This window comes from Gaetbulibacter sp. S0825, assembly GCF_011777505.1.
Lineage (GTDB): Bacteria > Bacteroidota > Bacteroidia > Flavobacteriales > Flavobacteriaceae > Pontimicrobium.
The window spans coordinates 991236-1007965 of sequence record NZ_JAATJT010000001.1 but is presented as its reverse complement, the minus strand read 5'-3'; the positions used below and the strand labels follow the sequence as shown (position 1 = coordinate 1007965).

At 32.8% G+C, this 16730-nt stretch carries 13 protein-coding genes and 2 tRNA genes; 8 read left to right on the top strand and 7 right to left on the bottom strand.

Translation table 11 applies throughout. The annotated features are described in order from the left end of the window. Positions 1–8: 8 nt before the first annotated feature. Both galE and HB672_RS04610 read right to left on the bottom strand, forming a co-directional pair. Positions 9–1034, bottom strand: a complete 1026-nt coding sequence (galE, locus tag HB672_RS04615; RefSeq protein WP_167608478.1) for a UDP-glucose 4-epimerase GalE — start codon at positions 1032–1034, stop codon at positions 9–11. Beyond that, positions 1027–2181 carry a DegT/DnrJ/EryC1/StrS family aminotransferase gene (locus HB672_RS04610; protein WP_167608475.1) on the bottom strand — a complete coding sequence of 385 codons (1155 nt, stop codon included), beginning with the start codon at positions 2179–2181 and terminating at the stop codon, positions 1027–1029. The genes galE and HB672_RS04610 overlap by 8 nt, the downstream gene beginning before the upstream one ends. Before the next feature lie 75 nt (positions 2182–2256). Between HB672_RS04610 and HB672_RS04605 the strand changes: the two genes are divergently transcribed. From HB672_RS04605 to HB672_RS04585, 5 genes are all read left to right on the top strand, one after another. After that, complete coding sequence (locus tag HB672_RS04605; protein ID WP_167608472.1) at positions 2257–3519, top strand: glycosyltransferase N-terminal domain-containing protein; 1263 nt, start codon at positions 2257–2259, stop codon at positions 3517–3519. A gap of 100 nt (positions 3520–3619) precedes the next feature. Further along, entirely contained in the window at positions 3620–5248 is a 1629-nt protein-coding gene (locus HB672_RS04600) for a M14 family metallopeptidase (RefSeq protein ID WP_244306574.1), read from the top strand. 6 nt (positions 5249–5254) lie between these two features. After that, positions 5255–6991, top strand: coding sequence for a M14 family metallopeptidase (locus HB672_RS04595; RefSeq protein ID WP_167608469.1), 1737 nt, complete (start codon positions 5255–5257; stop codon positions 6989–6991). Between the two features lie 139 nt (positions 6992–7130). Continuing rightward, complete coding sequence (locus tag HB672_RS04590; protein ID WP_167608466.1) at positions 7131–7427, top strand: hypothetical protein; 297 nt, start codon at positions 7131–7133, stop codon at positions 7425–7427. Positions 7428–7557: 130 nt separating this feature from the next. Continuing rightward, positions 7558–7959, top strand: coding sequence for a hypothetical protein (locus HB672_RS04585; protein WP_167608463.1), 402 nt, complete (start codon positions 7558–7560; stop codon positions 7957–7959). A 59-nt stretch (positions 7960–8018) separates the two neighbouring features. Here the strand turns inward: HB672_RS04585 and HB672_RS04580 are convergent. The 3 genes from HB672_RS04580 to mutS all read right to left on the bottom strand — a co-directional run bounded on the left by HB672_RS04580 (position 8019) and on the right by mutS (position 10897). Beyond that, a tRNA-Leu gene (locus HB672_RS04580) sits at positions 8019–8102 on the bottom strand. 30 nt (positions 8103–8132) lie between these two features. Then, a tRNA-Gly gene (locus HB672_RS04575) sits at positions 8133–8204 on the bottom strand. A gap of 83 nt (positions 8205–8287) precedes the next feature. After that, positions 8288–10897 carry a DNA mismatch repair protein MutS gene (mutS, locus tag HB672_RS04570; protein WP_167608460.1) on the bottom strand — a complete coding sequence of 870 codons (2610 nt, stop codon included), beginning with the start codon at positions 10895–10897 and terminating at the stop codon, positions 8288–8290. A 208-nt stretch (positions 10898–11105) separates the two neighbouring features. On the opposite strand from mutS, the gene HB672_RS04565 reads away from it, so the two are divergent. Next, entirely contained in the window at positions 11106–11633 is a 528-nt protein-coding gene (locus HB672_RS04565) for an RNA methyltransferase (RefSeq protein ID WP_167608456.1), read from the top strand. Here HB672_RS04565 and HB672_RS04560 read toward each other — a convergent pair. Together HB672_RS04560 and folK are read right to left on the bottom strand one after the other, a co-directional pair. Further along, the gene (locus tag HB672_RS04560) at positions 11626–12105 is read right to left on the bottom strand and encodes a GyrI-like domain-containing protein (protein ID WP_167608453.1); all 480 of its coding nucleotides are present in this window, start codon (positions 12103–12105) and stop codon (positions 11626–11628) included. The two genes, HB672_RS04565 and HB672_RS04560, sit on opposite strands and share 8 nt — an antisense overlap. Then, on the bottom strand, positions 12095–13231 hold the full coding sequence (gene folK / locus HB672_RS04555) for a 2-amino-4-hydroxy-6-hydroxymethyldihydropteridine diphosphokinase (RefSeq protein WP_167608450.1): 1137 nt from the start codon (positions 13229–13231) through the stop codon (positions 12095–12097). Before folK ends, HB672_RS04560 begins: the two co-directional genes overlap by 11 nt. 72 nt (positions 13232–13303) lie before the next feature. Here folK and HB672_RS04550 point away from each other — a divergent pair, with 72 nt between their 5' ends. Both HB672_RS04550 and HB672_RS04545 read left to right on the top strand, forming a co-directional pair. Beyond that, positions 13304–14008 carry a queuosine precursor transporter gene (locus HB672_RS04550; RefSeq protein ID WP_167608448.1) on the top strand — a complete coding sequence of 235 codons (705 nt, stop codon included), beginning with the start codon at positions 13304–13306 and terminating at the stop codon, positions 14006–14008. Positions 14009–14067: 59 nt separating this feature from the next. Then, the gene (locus HB672_RS04545; RefSeq protein WP_167608445.1) at positions 14068–16725 is read left to right on the top strand and encodes an AsmA family protein; all 2658 of its coding nucleotides are present in this window, start codon (positions 14068–14070) and stop codon (positions 16723–16725) included. The last annotated feature ends 5 nt before the right edge of the window (positions 16726–16730 follow it).

Here is a 16730-nt window from a genome sequence, read left to right as displayed (position 1 = left end):
CCTCTAAGTTAGGAATTTTTTCGAATGTTCTGTTCCCACTTCCATGCAGAGGCTAAAGCATCATCCAAACTAGATTGTGACTTCCATCCTAAAATATTATTGGCTTTTTCGGTATTTGCATAGGCTTCAATAACATCACCTGCTCTTCTATCAGCTATTTTATAGTTGAGCTTTTGTCCAGAAACTTTTTGAAAAGATTTTATAACATCCAACACACTACTGCCCTTTCCTGTGCCAATATTGAAAGTTTCATAATTGGAAGTGTTTTTCTTAACTAACAATCTTTGAAGCGCAACAACATGTGCTTTTGCTAAATCTACCACATGAATATAATCTCTAATACAAGTACCATCATGTGTAGGATAATCATCACCAAAAACAGATAACTGTTCTCTTAAACCAATGGCTGTTTGAGTAATAAAAGGCACTAAGTTTTGAGGTACTCCAATTGGTAATTCCCCAATTTTTGCACCTTCGTGTGCACCAATAGGATTAAAATAACGCAAAGCTATACCATTAAAATCACTATTTATATTACATACATCTTGAATAATCTCCTCTCCTATCTGTTTAGTATTTCCATAAGGTGACTCGGCTTTTTTTACAGGTGCATCTTCAGTTATAGGCATAACATCTGCTTGTCCATAAACTGTGCAAGAGGAGCTGAAAATAAAGTTAGCTGTTTCAAGCTGTTGCATTTCTTGAAGTACGTAAACCAAGGTGTTTATATTGTTTTCGTAATATAAAAGTGGGTTTTCTACACTTTCTCCAACGGCTTTGCTTGCTGCAAAATGAATAACGCCTTGTATATCGCTATGCTTTTCAAAAAAAGATTGAACTTTAGATTTTTCCTTTAAATCAAGTTTTTCAAAAAGAGGTTTTATGCCTGTTATTGAAGTAATTCTATCTAAAACATCTTCTGAAGAGTTTGATAAATTATCAATAATAACCACTTCAAACCCTTCGTTTTGTAGTTCTACAACTGTATGAGAACCTATAAACCCTAAACCTCCTGTTACAAGTATTTTAGCCATTTACAAAGTTTATTACTGTAGTAGTTATAAATGCTATTTGTTCATCATCTAACTCTGTATGCATTGGCAATGAAATCACTTCCTTTATAAGCTGATTTGTTACAGTAAAGTCTTCATCATTATATCTTGAATCCTGATACGCTTTTTGACTATGCAGTGGCACAGGGTAATACACACCACAAGGAATGTTATTACTATTTAAATGCTCAACAAGTGCGTCTCGTTTACCATTTGTTATTTTTAAAGTGTACTGATGAAATACATGGCAATCACAATCGGCGCATATAGAATCACAAGATTGTTTTGTTACTGGAGTGATAATGTTTTTTACACCTTTAAAAGCATCATTATACTTTCTTGAAGCATCTTGTCTTGCTTTATTATAAGAGTTGAGTTTTGGGAGTTTTGTATTCAAAACAGCAGCCTGAATAGAATCTAATCTAGAATTTACGCCAACTACATCATGATAATAGCGTCTATACATTCCATGGTTTACAATACCTCTAATAGTATGAGCTAAATCATCATCATTAGTAAAAATAGCACCACCATCACCATAACAACCTAAGTTTTTAGATGGGAAAAATGATGTAGAAGCCACATGACCAATGGTTCCTGCTTTCTGTTTTGTTCCATCTTTCGAGGTGTAAGTTGCTCCAATTGCTTGCGCATTATCTTCTATAACATAAAGGTTGTGCTCTTTTGCAATTGCCATAATAGCATCCATATTGGCACATTGCCCAAATAAATGCACAGGTACAATCGCCTTAGTATTAGGTGTAATAGCCTTTTTTATTGCTTCAATATCTATATTAAAAGTATCTGGTTCAACATCAACCAAAACTGGTGTTAAGCCTAATAATGCAATAACCTCAACAGTTGCTGCAAAGGTAAAGTCGGCAGTTATAACCTCATCTCCTGGTTTTAAACCTAACCCCATCATGGCTATTTGCAACGCATCTGTACCATTGCCACAAGGAATAACATGTTTTACGCCTAAATAATCTTCTAAATGTTTTTGAAATTCATGAACCTTTGGTCCATTAATAAAAGCTGTAGAATCTATAACTTCTAATACTGAAGAATTAACCGTTTCTTTAATTTCTTCATACTGACCTTTAAGGTCTACCATTTGTATTTTTTTCATCAGTAGAATTTGAATTTCTTAGATAGCGAAAATACAAAATTCATAGGTTTTTGCGAATGTATTTTAGATTAAAGAATGTATTTTAGCTTTATAGAAATTACTTTGAAAGGACTTTACAACATATTAACTCATATTGCAGCTTTCCACATAAAAATAGCAGCCATTTTTAATAATAAGATAAAACTTGGTGTAAAAGGTAGAGCAAAAACCTTTGCTGTTTTAAAAGATAATATTACTATTGCAGATAACGTAATTTGGTTTCATTGCGCTTCCTTGGGCGAATACGAGCAAGGACTTCCAGTTTTTGAAGAGATTAAAGCTTCACATCCTAACCATAAAATTGTGCTGTCATTTTTTTCTCCTTCTGGTTATGAAATACGAAAAAATGCACCTATTGCAGATTGTGTGGTCTATTTACCTTTAGACACAAAACAAAATGCAAAACAATTTCTTGATTTAGTCCATCCAGAATTAGTGGTTTTTGTAAAGTATGAAATTTGGCCCAACTATCTTTTAGAAATTAAAAAAAGACAGATAAAAGCAGTGTTGATTTCTGCATTATTTAGAAAAAATCAGAGCTTTTTTAAACCTACTGGAAAATGGATGCAAAAAGCGTTGTTTGCTTTCAATCATATTTTTGTTCAAAATGAAGAGTCTAAGGAATTGCTTAAGCAAATTGACTATAATGAAGTAACAGTTTCTGGTGACACACGTTTTGATAGGGTTTCAAATCAATTAAACATCAATAATAAATTCCATTTTGTTGAAACCTTCAAGCAAGATAATCTATGTGTGGTAGCTGGTAGCACTTGGCCAGAAGATGAGGCGTTACTAATTGATTTTATTAACAATGATAGCTCAAAAACCAAATATATTATTGCACCACACAACATAAAAAGTGGTCAAATTTCGAGCTTAAAGAGTAAACTTAATAAAGGAACCATACTTTATTCTGAAAAAGACACTGCTGATTTAGCAAAAGTAAAAGTGCTTATTGTTAATACTATTGGTCTGCTATCAAAAATATATAGTTATGCTGATATTGCCTATGTAGGTGGCGCAATGGGTTCTACTGGGTTGCACAACACTCTAGAACCTGCTGTGTTTGGCGTTCCAATTATTATTGGGTATAATCATAATAAATTTCCCGAAGCCAAATCAATGATTTCTAATAAAGGCATGTTTAGTATTAAAACTCAAGAAAAGTTTGATGTAATCTTAAATGAATTGATAAATGATGCTGGTTTTAGAATAAAATCTGGTCAACTTAATGCTGACTATATTTCTAAAAACAGAGGTGCAGTAAAACAAATTATGAGCTACTTAAACAAACGTTAAAGCCTTTAATTTGTTTGGATTATATATAAATATCAAATAGGTTTGTTAGATACCTTATTCATAGGGTAATTCATAATCATAAACTAAATTCACACACATTATGTTTAAAACCAACCAACCCATATTCAAACTATTTTGGATATGTATGTGTCTCGTTTCTGTAAACACTTTTGCGCAATCAGATTACAGAACCAATAACGAGTTAACCAATGCACTCAAACAAATTAAAAGTAAACATGCAGCCAATGTAAAATTACAGTCTCTAACAAAAACTGTTGGAGGACATGATATTTGGGCTTTAACTCTATTTAAAGGAAACCCTGAAAATAATCCCGCTATAGCTATTGTTGGTGGTGTTGACGGTAGTTTGTTATTAAGCAGAGACATGGCTGTTAATATTGCCGAAAACATTTTAAACAATCATAAAGAAATATTAGATAATACCACGTTTTATATTTTTCCAAACATGAGTCCTAATGCATCTGAGCAATATTTCTCAAAACTTAAATATCATAAACTTGGTAATGCTAAAAAAACAGATGATGATAGAGATGGTCGTATAAATGAAGACGGTTTTGAAGACTTAAACAATGATGGGTTAATTACCATGATTAGAGTTGAAGACGTTACTGGAGATTACATAAAACTGAAAGAAGATGAAAGAATCATGTCTAAGGCTAATGCTAAAGAAGGCGAATTAGGCACTTATAAAGTTTTTAGTGAAGGAATTGACAATGACAAAGACGGAAATTATAATGAAGATGGAGAAGGTGGCGTTCATTTTAATAAAAACCTTAGTTATAACTACCCTTATTTTAAACCAGGTGCTGGTGAGCATTCTGTGTCTGAAAAAGAACATCGAGCTCTTCTAGATTTTCTTTACGAACAATGGAATATATATGCCATACTTACTTTGGGACCAACAAATAATCTATCAAATCCGTTAAAGTATAATGCAGCAAATGCCAAAAAAAGAGTTGTTACCAGTATTTTAAAAGATGATGAAGCATTAAACAAATTTCTTTCAGAAAAATATTCTAAAATCACTGACACTAAAGGAGCGCCTCCTGCTAAAGGAAAAGATGGTGGCTTTTTTGAATGGTCGTACTTCCATTTTGGAAAATTAGCCATGAGTACTCCAGGTTGGTGGGCACCAAAATTTAAAGGCGATTCTACAGTAAAAGCCAAAAAGAATTATAAAGCTAATTTTTTACAGTGGGCAGAACAAGAAGGTCTATCAAACTACTTCGTAGATTGGAAAGAAGTAAGTCATCCTGATTTTCCAAATAAAAAAGTTGAAGTTGGTGGTATTGCACCTTTTGTAATGACCAACCCTCCATATAGTATGGTAGATGAGATAAGTAAAAAACATACAGATTTTGTTGTAGAAGTCACTAAAATGCAACCAAATATCTCTATAGAAAACGTCACTACCGAAAAAGTAGATAACGGACTTACTAGAGTTACACTTAACATTCACAACAAAGGATTGTTACCAACACACACCGAAATGGGTAAACGTTCACGATGGTTAAGGCGCATAAAAGTTGACTTAAAATTGAATAGCAATCAAGAAGTTATTTCTGGAAGAAAAGTGCAGCTTATAAATAGTATTGATGGTGACAGCTCTAAAGAATTAACATGGTTAATTAAAGGAAAAGGCTCCTTAACAATTCAAGCAGGTGCTTCACACACAGGAACAGACTCAACAACCATCAACTTAAAATAAGATATCATGAAATCACACAAATATATATTACAAGTAGTATTGCTTTCAATGATGTTTCCATTAGCAATATTAGCACAAAAAACCGAAGACATTTATAGAGCAGCAGGCTCACCTCATAATCCAAAAGTTCAAATTTCTTTTAATAAATATTACACAGCAGAAGGTTTAGCTGCCATAAGCAAAAAAATTGCTGATGCGCATCCCAATCTTGTTAAAAGAGAATCTATTGGAAAATCTACCGAAGGTAGAGACATTTGGATGATGGCAATTACCAATTACAAAGTAGGTGATGCCGATAGAAAACCAGGGTTTTATATTGATGGTAACATACACTCAAACGAAATTCAAGGTGCCGAAATAAGCACTTATACGGCTTGGTATTTAACCGAAAATTTTGGAGATATTGACTACATCACAAACATGCTTAACGACCGCATATTCTACATTGTTCCAACAATCAATCCAGATGCAAGAAACAATTATATGAAAGCTGCTAACACTGGAAGCAGTCCTAGAGCTGGAATGATTCCTTTAGACGACGACAGAGACGGTTTATTTGATGAAGATGGTCTTGAAGATTTAGATGGTGATGGTTCGGTTACAAGAATGCGTCGAAAAAATCCGAATGGGAATATGATTGTAGATCCTAAAGACCCAAGAATGATGATTGAAATTGGACCAGATGATGTAGTTACTGCTCAACGCTATGAATTTTTAGGATCTGAAGGTATTGATAATGATGGTGATGGTCGTGTAAATGAAGATCGTCCAGGTTATTACGACCCAAATAGAGATTGGGCTTGGAAATGGCAACCAGATTATATTCAAGGTGGAGCCTATAAATACCCTTTTTCGGCCCCAGAAACAAGAGCTGTTGCAGATTTTGTATTGAAGCATCCAAATATTGCAGGAGCCCAAAGTTTTCATAACTCTGGAGGTATGATTTTAAGAGGTCCAGGCGCAGAAGAAGATCTATCAACTTATAATAGAGCTGATATTGCTATATATGATGCTATTGGAAAAAAAGGTGAAAAAATGATGCCTGGATACCGTTATATGGTAGTTTATAAAGATTTATATTCTGTGTTTGGTGGTGAATTAGATTGGTTTTACGGTGGACGGGGTATTTACACTTTCACCAACGAAATATTTAGCTCTTTTGCTTATTATAAAACAAAAGAAAGAGACCCTAACCAAATGTATAATTTTGAAAAAGATTTATTAATGGGTGATGCATTTACCGATTGGAAACCTTACAATCATCCAACCTATGGAGAGATTGAAATTGGTGGTTTTAGAAAGAATATTGGTCGTGCAACTCCTGGTTTTATGCTAGAAGAAGAATTACATCGTAATATGGCGTTTACATTTTATCATGCATTTCACATGCCTCTCTTGAGTGTTGACTCTGTTAAAGAGAAAAAATTAGGTGGTGGTTTAACTGAAGTTACAGCATACATTAAAAATGAACGATTAATGCCAACTCATGCAAGTCAAGATTTAAAGTATAAGATTACTAGACCAGATTACATCTCCATAAAAGGTGCAAAAGTAGTCGCAGGAATGATTGTTACTAATGAGGATTTTGGATTCACAGAAGAACAAAAAATGAATCCTGAAACAATAGAAGTTGCTAATATTCCTGGAAATAGCATTGTTAAAGTACGTTGGATTATTAAAGGAAATTCCAATTATACTATTATTGTAGACAGTGAAAAAGGAGGTGTTGTATCAAATAAATAATGCTCTAATTTAGTTTCTACTAAAAATTATAAAGCTCTAAATAAAATGTTTAGAGCTTTTTTTTATATATTTAAGTAAACATAATTGACATTAGAAGTATAAAATCTGTGGCAAAACATGTTTACTAACTTTCTAGAATATGGCAGATGGTTTAAAAATGATTCTCGCTATGGCTCTTTTTTTCGGAGCTATGTATTTATATTCTTGGATGCCTGAAATCATTGAAGCTCGCCGAGAAAAAAAGCGAGAAAAGCTAAAACTTCAAAAGTTAGCCCTTAGAGAAGCCAAAAAACTTGAGCTACAAAAGTTAAGAGAAGAAAAATTTCAAACCGTTGAGGAAAGACGTTTAAAAATTAAAGAACATTTTAAATGGCTAGAGGGTATGAATACAAAAATCAATAAGATTAAAAATAAAGAAGACCTTCCTAAACTGTAAAACTTTTTTATTTATAAACATCCAAATCCATATTTCATTCGTAAATAGTGTAGTTATTGGAAATATATTATCTCTAATACAACTATTTATAATTCATAAAAACTAATTTAAACACTAAAATTCACTAAAAATGAAAAAATTGATTTTAAGTACTGCATTTGTTTTAGCATTAAGCTTAACATTTACATCTTGTAAAGACAAAAAAGCTTCAGAAGAAGTTGAAGAAACTATGACTGAGGTTGTGGAAAACACTAAAGAGATTGTAGAAAACACTGAAGATGCTGTAACTAAAGCTAAAGAAGCAGGTAGCGAACTAGTTGCTAATGCGGAAAAAGCATTAATGGAAGCTCAAGAAGCTGCAAAAAATGCTGTTGGTGACGCTAAGATAGCAGCTGACAAAAAAGTTGAAGAAGCTAAAAAGGCTCTTGAAGAACTAAAAGCTCTTTCAAAAGAATCTGTTGAAAAAGCAAAAAATGCGATGGAAGACGCTAAAAAAGATGCTGACAAAGCAGCTGATATGATAAAAAACTAGGACCTATTTTAAGTTCAAATTTTACAAAAAAAGCCTTTATCTTTCGATAAAGGCTTTTGTACTGAAGGCGGGACTTGAACCCGCACGAACTAATGTTCATTGGATTTTAAGTCCAACGTGTCTACCAATTCCACCACTTCAGCATCTTGGTATATTTTAAAGAAAGTCTTCAGAGCGAAAGACGGGATTTGAACCCGCGACCCTCACCTTGGCAAGGTGATGCTCTACCCCTGAGCTACTTTCGCAGTTTTTAAAGAACGTGCAATCCAATGATTGCGGATGCAAATTTAAAACAATTCTAATAATAGCAAAGGCTTTTTTATAATTTTTATGCTCTTTTCTTTTTTTGCAACATTCGCTTAATTTCATTGAGCTTCATTAAAGCTTCAACAGGTGTTAAGGTATTGATATCTATATGCAAAATCTCATCCTTAATCTCCTCAAGAAGAGGGTCATCCAAATTAAAAAAGCTTAACTGCATTTCATCATTTAGGGACTTAACTTTATCTGTTAGCTCTTCACTTGAATGTGACTTTTCTAATTGCTTTAATATTTTATTGGCTCTATGAATCACTTGTTGTGGCATGCCTGCCATTTTTGCAACATGAATACCAAAACTATGCTGACTTCCACCTTCAACCAATTTTCTTAAAAACAAGACATTATCCTTTAACTCTTTAATAGACACATTATAATTTTTAATGCGTTCAAAGGTTTCGGTCATTTCATTAAGCTCATGATAATGCGTCGCAAAAAGCGTTTTAGCTTTACTTGGATGCTCATGTAAGTATTCACTAATTGCCCAAGCTATAGAAATACCATCATAAGTACTTGTTCCTCGACCAATTTCATCTAACAATACCAAACTACGCTCAGAAATGTTATTTAAAATAGACGCAGTTTCATTCATTTCAACCATGAAGGTTGATTCTCCCATAGAAATATTATCACTGGCTCCTACTCTAGTAAATATTTTATCTACTAAACCTATTCTAGCTGAATCTGCTGATACAAAACTTCCTATTTGTGCTAATAGAACTATTAATGCAGTTTGACGTAAAATAGCTGATTTACCAGACATGTTAGGTCCAGTTATCATAATGATTTGTTGTGAAGTTCTATCTAAAAATAAATCGTTAGCAATATAAGGCTCGCCTATTGGCAATTGTTTTTCAATAACTGGATGGCGTCCATTTTTAATATCCAAATCGAACGATTCATCCATTGTTGGATACACATAATTATTTTCTTTTGCCAATTGCGTAAAACCACATAAACAATCTAATTGACCAATTAAACTGGCGTTTTGTTGTACTGGTTTAATGTATTGGTTCATCCAGCCTACTAACTCAGCAAATAGCTGCTGTTCTATGGCTAAAATACGCTCTTCGGCTCCAAGAATTTTAGCTTCATATTCTTTAAGCTCTTCAGTAATATAACGCTCTGCATTTACCAAAGTTTGTTTTCGAATCCAAGTTTCTGGAACTTTATCTTTATGAGTGTTTCTTACTTCAATGTAATATCCAAATACATTATTAGAGGCAATTTTTAAAGAGGTAATACCTGTGAGTTCGCTCTCTCTTTCTAGCATTTTATCTAAGTAATCTTTCCCAGAAAAAGCCAATGCTCTTAGTTCTTTCAATTCAGAAGAAAAATCAGATGAAATAGAATTCCCCTTTAATATATTTACTGGAGCATCCTCATTTAAGGTTTCCTTTATTTTTTCTCTTAAGACTTCACAGTTCTGGATATTATCTCCAATAACTTTTAGCGCTTCATTATTACAATTGCTTGCCAAGGCTTTTATTGGAACAATCGCTTCTAAAGAATTTTTAAGCTGAATAACCTCTCTAGGATTCACTTTTCCTGTCGCTATTTTAGATATTAAACGCTCAATATCTCCTATATGCTTTATCTGATGCTGTACTTTATGTAATACGGCTTCATTGTCAAGCAAATACTGTATCACTTCATGTCTGCTCTTAATTTTCTTGGCATTCTTTAAAGGCAATGCCAACCATCGTTTGAGCATTCTTCCTCCCATTGGAGAAATGGTTTTATCAATAACGTTAATTAATGTAACTGCATTTGCATTTGTAGAATGATATAATTCAAGATTTCTAATGGTGAACTTATCCATCCACACATAGGCATCTTCGGCTATTCGTTGAATGGATGTAATATGCTGTAATTTGTGATGTTGTGTTTCTCCTAAATAATGCATGATAGCACCAGATGCAACAATGCCTTCGTATAAATCTTCAATACCAAACCCCTTTAATGACTTTGTTTGAAAATGATTATTCAATGTCTCGTTGGCATAATCATCTTGAAATACCCAATCTTCTAAATAAAATGTGTGAAAATCGTTGCCAAATGTTTCAGAAAATGCTGTGCGTTTTTGCTTTTCAATTAAGACCTCACTTGGATTAAAATTTTGAAGCAGTTTATCTATATATTCAGCATTCCCTTGAGAAGTTAAAAACTCTCCAGTAGAGACATCCAAAAACGACACGCCAATATATTTACCAAAATATACCGATGCTAAAAAGTTGTTAGATTTTGAGTTTAACACCTCATCATTTAAGGCAACTCCAGGAGTGACCAGTTCTGTCACACCTCGCTTTACAATGGTTTTAGTTTGCTTTGGGTCTTCTAGTTGGTCACAAATAGCAACACGCTCACCAGCCTTTACCAATTTTGGTAAATAGGTATTTAATGAATGGTGTGGGAATCCAGCAAGTTCGGTTTCACTTTCACTTCCTGCACCACGCTTGGTTAAAATGATGTCTAATATCTTGGATGCTTTTACAGCGTCACTACCAAATGTTTCATAAAAATCACCAACTCTAAAAAGCAACAACGCATCAGGATACTTTACCTTTATGGCATTGTATTGTTTCATTAATGGTGTTACCTTTTTTGCTTTTTTAGCCAATTTTAAGTGATTTTTAAATGTTACTTTTGCAAAGATTGTAAGAATGCTAATGTAACTAATATTTCATGTTTAGTGAAGGCTTAACATTATAAGTTATTTACAATTATTAGGAGATTTTAACAACAGTTGATAACCATTTTGAACAAGGTAAAGAATCTTCACTAAAAAGATGCTTCGACTGCGCTCAGCATGACAAAAAAAAATTTTGATGCGAAAACTAAAAAATAGCGAACTAGATAGATTGTCCATTGAGAAATTCAAAGAATCTAAGAAAACGCCTCTAATTATGATTTTAGACAACATTAGAAGTCTCAACAATATTGGAAGTGTCTTTAGAACAAGTGATGCGTTTTTAATAGAGAAAATATATTTATGCGGTATTACTGCCAAACCACCTCATAAGGATATTCATAAAACAGCATTGGGAAGTACCGAAACTGTTGATTGGGAATATGTTGAAGATACGTTAACGCTAGTTGAAAAATTAAAAACAAAAAACATTAAAATTATATCAATCGAACAAGCCGAAAACGCCACAATGCTTAATGACTTTACGCCTGATAAAGAAACAAGATACGCGATTGTTTTTGGCAATGAAGTGAAAGGTGTTCAACAAGAGGTTGTTGATACTAGTGATGTGGTAATTGAAATTCCACAATATGGTACAAAACATTCGTTAAATATCTCTGTAAGTGCTGGTGTTGTAATTTGGGATTTGTTTTGTAAACTTAAATAACAGGAATCCAAATCTCTTCTTGATTAACAGCGTTCATTGGACTGTAACTTGGACTTAGTTTTTCAAAATGCGGCCTGTTGTCTAATTCATACTCAGAATTTGGCAACCATTGCGAATGTAGATAATTCCAGTTTTTCACAAACTCTTGTATAGAACCTTTAAAATCAATTACCAAATATCTGCCTGAATTAATAGTAAGCGTTTCCATTCCTTCTGGAACATCATTTAAGTTATCAACTTCAACACCAACCCATTTTTCGAAAGTCATGGTTGGTGATACTTTGGTATAATCAAAATCATCATAGTTTTGAAGCGACAAAGTATTGTCATCTACTCGACCTCTAATCTCTTTCAGTCTAGACATAAACTGTCTTGCTAACTTACCCGTTTCTTCGCTAATGTTGCTGAAAGACATTGTTGCTTTCATGCCAACAATTAAAATTTCAGGTGATTGAATAATTCTATGCGTCATCTTCACAAATTTGGTTTAGTAACCATAAATAGTCTGCTCTATTTTTAATAAAATCTACATCAGAAATATCAATAATCTTGACTTTAATCTCCGTTTGATTTTTCAGAAATTCTAAATAACCCGCATTAATTTTTTCTAAATAATCGTCTTCAATATTCTGCTCGTAATCGCGTCCTCGCTTTTTAATATTTGCTTGTAAACGCTCTGTATTCTGATATAAATAGACATATAAGTCTGGCTTTGCAATGTCTTTATACATTAAATAGAATAGCTTTCGGTATAGGTTAAATTCATCTTCTGGTAAGGTGATTTTAGAAAAAATAAGCGACTTAAACACATCATAATCACTTACAATAAAATCTTTAAACAAATCCAGTTGTGATAAATCGTCACTTATTTGTTGGTATCTATCAGCCAAAAAAGACATTTCTAATGCAAAAGCATAACGCTGTGGTTCTTTATAAAATTTTGGTAAAAAGGCATTATCTGCAAAACGTTCTAATACCAATTTAGCATTAAAATCTTGTGATATTTTTGTTGCCAAACTTGTTTTTCCTGCACCAATATTCCCTTCAATAGCAATATAGTTATGCTTAGAAAAATTAAATACTTTACTTGGATTCTTAAGCCAAATATTAATGCCTTCCAATTCACTAACATCCTCACATACTTCTAAAAGTAAACTTGCAGACTTATTAAGTTTTGGATGCTCAACTTTTGGAGCAATGTTGTTTAAAGGACGTAATACAAAACGCCTTTTATACATTTCAGGATGAGGCACTTTAAGCGTTTTTGTGTTGATTACTTCATCATCAATTAGCAAAATATCTAAATCAATTGTTCGTGCTTGGTAACCTTTTTTACTGCTTCTAATTCTGCCTAAACTTTTCTCAATCGACAACAATTCTTGCATTACCTTTTTTGGCTTCAAATAGGTTGATACATGAAGGCAAGCATTATAAAAATCGTCTCCATCAAAACCAAAAGCAGGTGTGTTATACACTTTAGATATAATTTTAACAGTCCCGATTTTTAAATGAATAAGGTCAATGGCATCTTGTAGATTTTTAAATCTATCGCCTTCGTTACTTCCTAATGATATATATACTTGCTGTGGTTGGTTCATAAGCAATGGCAAATTAACTAAAAGAAAATTTATTAGTTTATATTTACATAGCGTATTTATTCACAATTTTAAATGACACTAAAAGACAAACTTCTAGCCCAACGTATTTACATGCTACTAGGAGCTTTGTTTATTACGTCTTTAGTGGTTTCAAACTTAATTTTTCAAAAGTTTTTTTATTGGTATCCTTTTGATATGGAAATTTTTGGTGCGAGTCTTTTTGAAATCTCAGTAGGTATTTTGCCCTACCCAATTACCTTTTTAATCACGGATTTAATAAGTGAAATTTATGGCAAAAAGAGCGCCAACCAAGTAGTAGTTACTGGGATTTTTGCATCCATCTTTTCGCTTCTAATAATTCTGGTGGCAGATAATGTTCCTGCAATAAATAATTCTCCAGTAGATGATGCCTTATTCACTAAAGTTTTTGGGCAATCAGCCATTGCAGTATTTGCAAGCATGACTGCCTATTTATTTGCTCAGTTTATCGATATTCAAATTTATCACTTTTGGAAACGCCTAACCAAAGGCAAGCATTTATGGCTGCGAAATAATTTTTCCACTTGGTTTTCGCAATTCATTGACACCTTTTCCATCCTTACTTTATTATGCACTTTTGAAGTCTTGCCATGGGAAAGCTTTAAAGGCTTATTAATTAGTGGTTTCCTATTCAAAGTGATGGTTGCTGCATTTGACACACCTTTCTTGTATTTAGGTGTGTATCTATTTAGAAAACGTTTCAATCTAAAAGTAAACGAAGAAATTTCACTCCTTTAATAGTTCTTTAAGACTTATTTTCTAATTTTAATCGTATATATAGATGTAAACCAACATGTATGAAGAAAGTATTTAAGATTATTGGCATTATATTATTAATTTTTGTTGCGATTTTAGTGGCAATTCCTTTTGTATTGGAATCTAAAATAGATGCTATTGTACAAAACTATGCTGATGAAAATATTAATGCCAAAGTAGAATTTGACGATGTTAGTTTAAGTCTAATTAGTAGTTTCCCTAATGCCAAAGTGACCATAGAGAATCTTACCATTACCAATAACGAACCATTTAAGGATGAAATTTTTACAACAGCAAAATCTATTGGTTTAAAAATGGCTATAAAAGAGCTTTTTAAAAACCAAGAAGATGAACCTATTGCTATTACAAGTGTCACTATTGATGAAGCCTTAATGACCTTAAAAGAAAATACCGCTGGAAGCTCTAACTGGGATATTTTTAAAACAGAAACCAACGAAAACACAAGTGCTTCTTCTGCTGAAAGCAGCGGTTTTAAAATTAACATTGAAGACTACACAATTGATAATAGTGCTCTAACATATATTGACGAAAGCTCTAACACAACAGTGTATGTCACCAATTTAAACCACTCTGGGAATGCTAAGTTTACTGATGTAGTTTCTGAGCTAGATACTAAGTCTGAAGCTAACGTAAGTTTAAGTATAGACAGCACGTCTTACCTTGAAAACAACCATGTGACTTTAGATGCTCTAATCGATTTAAACCTAAAAAGTAATACCTACACATTTAAAAAAAATAAAGGTTTTATTAATCAGTTATCTTTAGAATTTGATGGTTTTGTACAACTCAAAGACGAAGGGCAATTAATAGATATCACTTTTAAAAACCCTGAGTCATCTTTTAAAGATTTTCTAGCTGTCATGCCAGAACGTTATGCTAAAAACTTAAATGATGTAGAAACATCAGGCGATTTTAAGGTTGAAGGCATTATCAAAGGATTAATGACTGATATAACAATTCCAACTATCGATATAAAGATGATGTCTAACAATGCATCGTTTAAATATCCTAATCTTCCTAAACGCGTCGAGAACATAAACATTAATGCAACAGTTAAAAATGATAACGGTAATCCAGACGACACTTATGTTGATTTAAGCACACTTAATTTTAAAATAGACCAAGATGTATTTAAATCATCTGCTATTTTCAAGAACTTAGGAGATAACACGCAAGTCAATGCCGATTTAGACGGAACTCTTAATCTTGCAAACATATCAAAAGCCTACCCAATTGAGATTAACAAAGAACTTAGTGGTATTTTAAAAGGGAAACTAAACACCTCTTTCGATATGAATGCCATTGAAACTAATTCGTATAATCGAATAAAAAATAATGGCTCCGTAAGTATTACCGATTTTATTTTCTCTTCGGAAGATATTGTAAACCCAATTCATATTTCAAAGGCTGATTTAACTTTTAAACCAGGAACCATTTCGCTAAACAATTTTGCTGCTAAAACTGGCGAAAGTGACATTAATGCCACTGGAACTATTAAAAACCTCATTGGTTTTTTAATGCAGAAAAATAAATTGCAAGGTGACTTTAAAGTAAAGTCAAACGTATTTGCAGTGAACGATTTTATGGTCGCACAGGATGACACTGCCGAAGAAAACAAAACAACAGCTAATACAGAATCCCTCAAAATCCCTGAGTTTTTAGATTGTAATATCACGGCTGATGTCAATACTGTTATTTATGATAATCTTAATTTAAAAGACGTAAGTGGCTCATTAGCTATTAATAACCAGCAAGCCCATTTAAAAGGCTTGACCTCAAAGCTATTTGAAGGTATTTTAGCAATTACTGGAAATGTATCGACCCAAGAAGCAACACCAACATTTAATATTAACTTAGGAGTTGATAGTTTTGATATCGCAAAGTCGTTTAACGGTTTAGAGTTATTTCAAAGTTTAGCACCTATTGCTACTGCATTACAAGGTAAATTAAACTCTACTATTAACTTAAAAGGCAATTTAAACCAGTCATTTACACCAGATATGGCTACAATTTCTGGAAACACTTTTGCGCAGCTTTTTGTAAGTTCTGTAAATTCAGAAAAATTACAAGTGCTAGAGAAACTACAAGAAAACTTAAGCTTTATTGATTTCAAAAAACTCAACCTAGACGATTTAAAAACTAATCTATCTTTTGAAGATGGTTTGGTAAACGTCAAACCATTTAATGTAACCTATAAGGACATTAATATTCAAGTAGCAGGTTCACATGGTTTCGATAAATCTTTAAATTACAAAGCCGTACTTGATGTGCCTGCAAAATATTTAGGTGGAGAGGTTAATAGATTAATTGGGAGAATTAACGATATCGAAGTCAACAAAATAACCATTCCTGTCACTGCAAATATTTCTGGCACCTATGCTAGTCCACAAGTATCAACCGATTTAACTAGTGGTATTTCTAATTTAACCAAGCAACTCATTGAAATTGAAAAACAAAAACTTTTAAATTCTGGAAAAGACAAGTTAAAAGATTTATTAGATGGCGTTTTAAACAACAAGAAAAAATCAACGGATACCACAAAGGCTAAAACTCAAACCAAGAAAGACAGCACAATCACTAAAAGCGATTCTACAAAAACCAAAACCGAAGATGCTGTAAAGGGTCTTTTGGGTAATTTACTTAAGAACCGTAAGAAGAAAAAAGACACCGTAAACTAAGCTTC

Excerpts from the sequence above, each read along its gene's own strand:
- galE (WP_167608478.1), bottom strand. The coding sequence starts at position 1,034 with ATGGCTAAAATACTTGTAACAGGAGGTTTAGGGTTTATAGGTTCTCAT.
- HB672_RS04610 (WP_167608475.1), bottom strand. The coding sequence starts at position 2,181 with ATGAAAAAAATACAAATGGTAGACCTTAAAGGTCAGTATGAAGAAATT.
- HB672_RS04605 (WP_167608472.1), top strand. The coding sequence starts at position 2,257 with ATGTATTTTAGCTTTATAGAAATTACTTTGAAAGGACTTTACAACATA.
- HB672_RS04600 (WP_244306574.1), top strand. The coding sequence starts at position 3,620 with ATGTTTAAAACCAACCAACCCATATTCAAACTATTTTGGATATGTATG.
- HB672_RS04595 (WP_167608469.1), top strand. The coding sequence starts at position 5,255 with ATGAAATCACACAAATATATATTACAAGTAGTATTGCTTTCAATGATG.
- HB672_RS04590 (WP_167608466.1), top strand. The coding sequence starts at position 7,131 with ATGGCAGATGGTTTAAAAATGATTCTCGCTATGGCTCTTTTTTTCGGA.
- HB672_RS04585 (WP_167608463.1), top strand. The coding sequence starts at position 7,558 with ATGAAAAAATTGATTTTAAGTACTGCATTTGTTTTAGCATTAAGCTTA.
- HB672_RS04565 (WP_167608456.1), top strand. The coding sequence starts at position 11,106 with ATGCGAAAACTAAAAAATAGCGAACTAGATAGATTGTCCATTGAGAAA.
- HB672_RS04560 (WP_167608453.1), bottom strand. The coding sequence starts at position 12,105 with ATGACGCATAGAATTATTCAATCACCTGAAATTTTAATTGTTGGCATG.
- folK (WP_167608450.1), bottom strand. The coding sequence starts at position 13,231 with ATGAACCAACCACAGCAAGTATATATATCATTAGGAAGTAACGAAGGC.
- HB672_RS04550 (WP_167608448.1), top strand. The coding sequence starts at position 13,304 with ATGACACTAAAAGACAAACTTCTAGCCCAACGTATTTACATGCTACTA.
- HB672_RS04545 (WP_167608445.1), top strand. The coding sequence starts at position 14,068 with ATGAAGAAAGTATTTAAGATTATTGGCATTATATTATTAATTTTTGTT.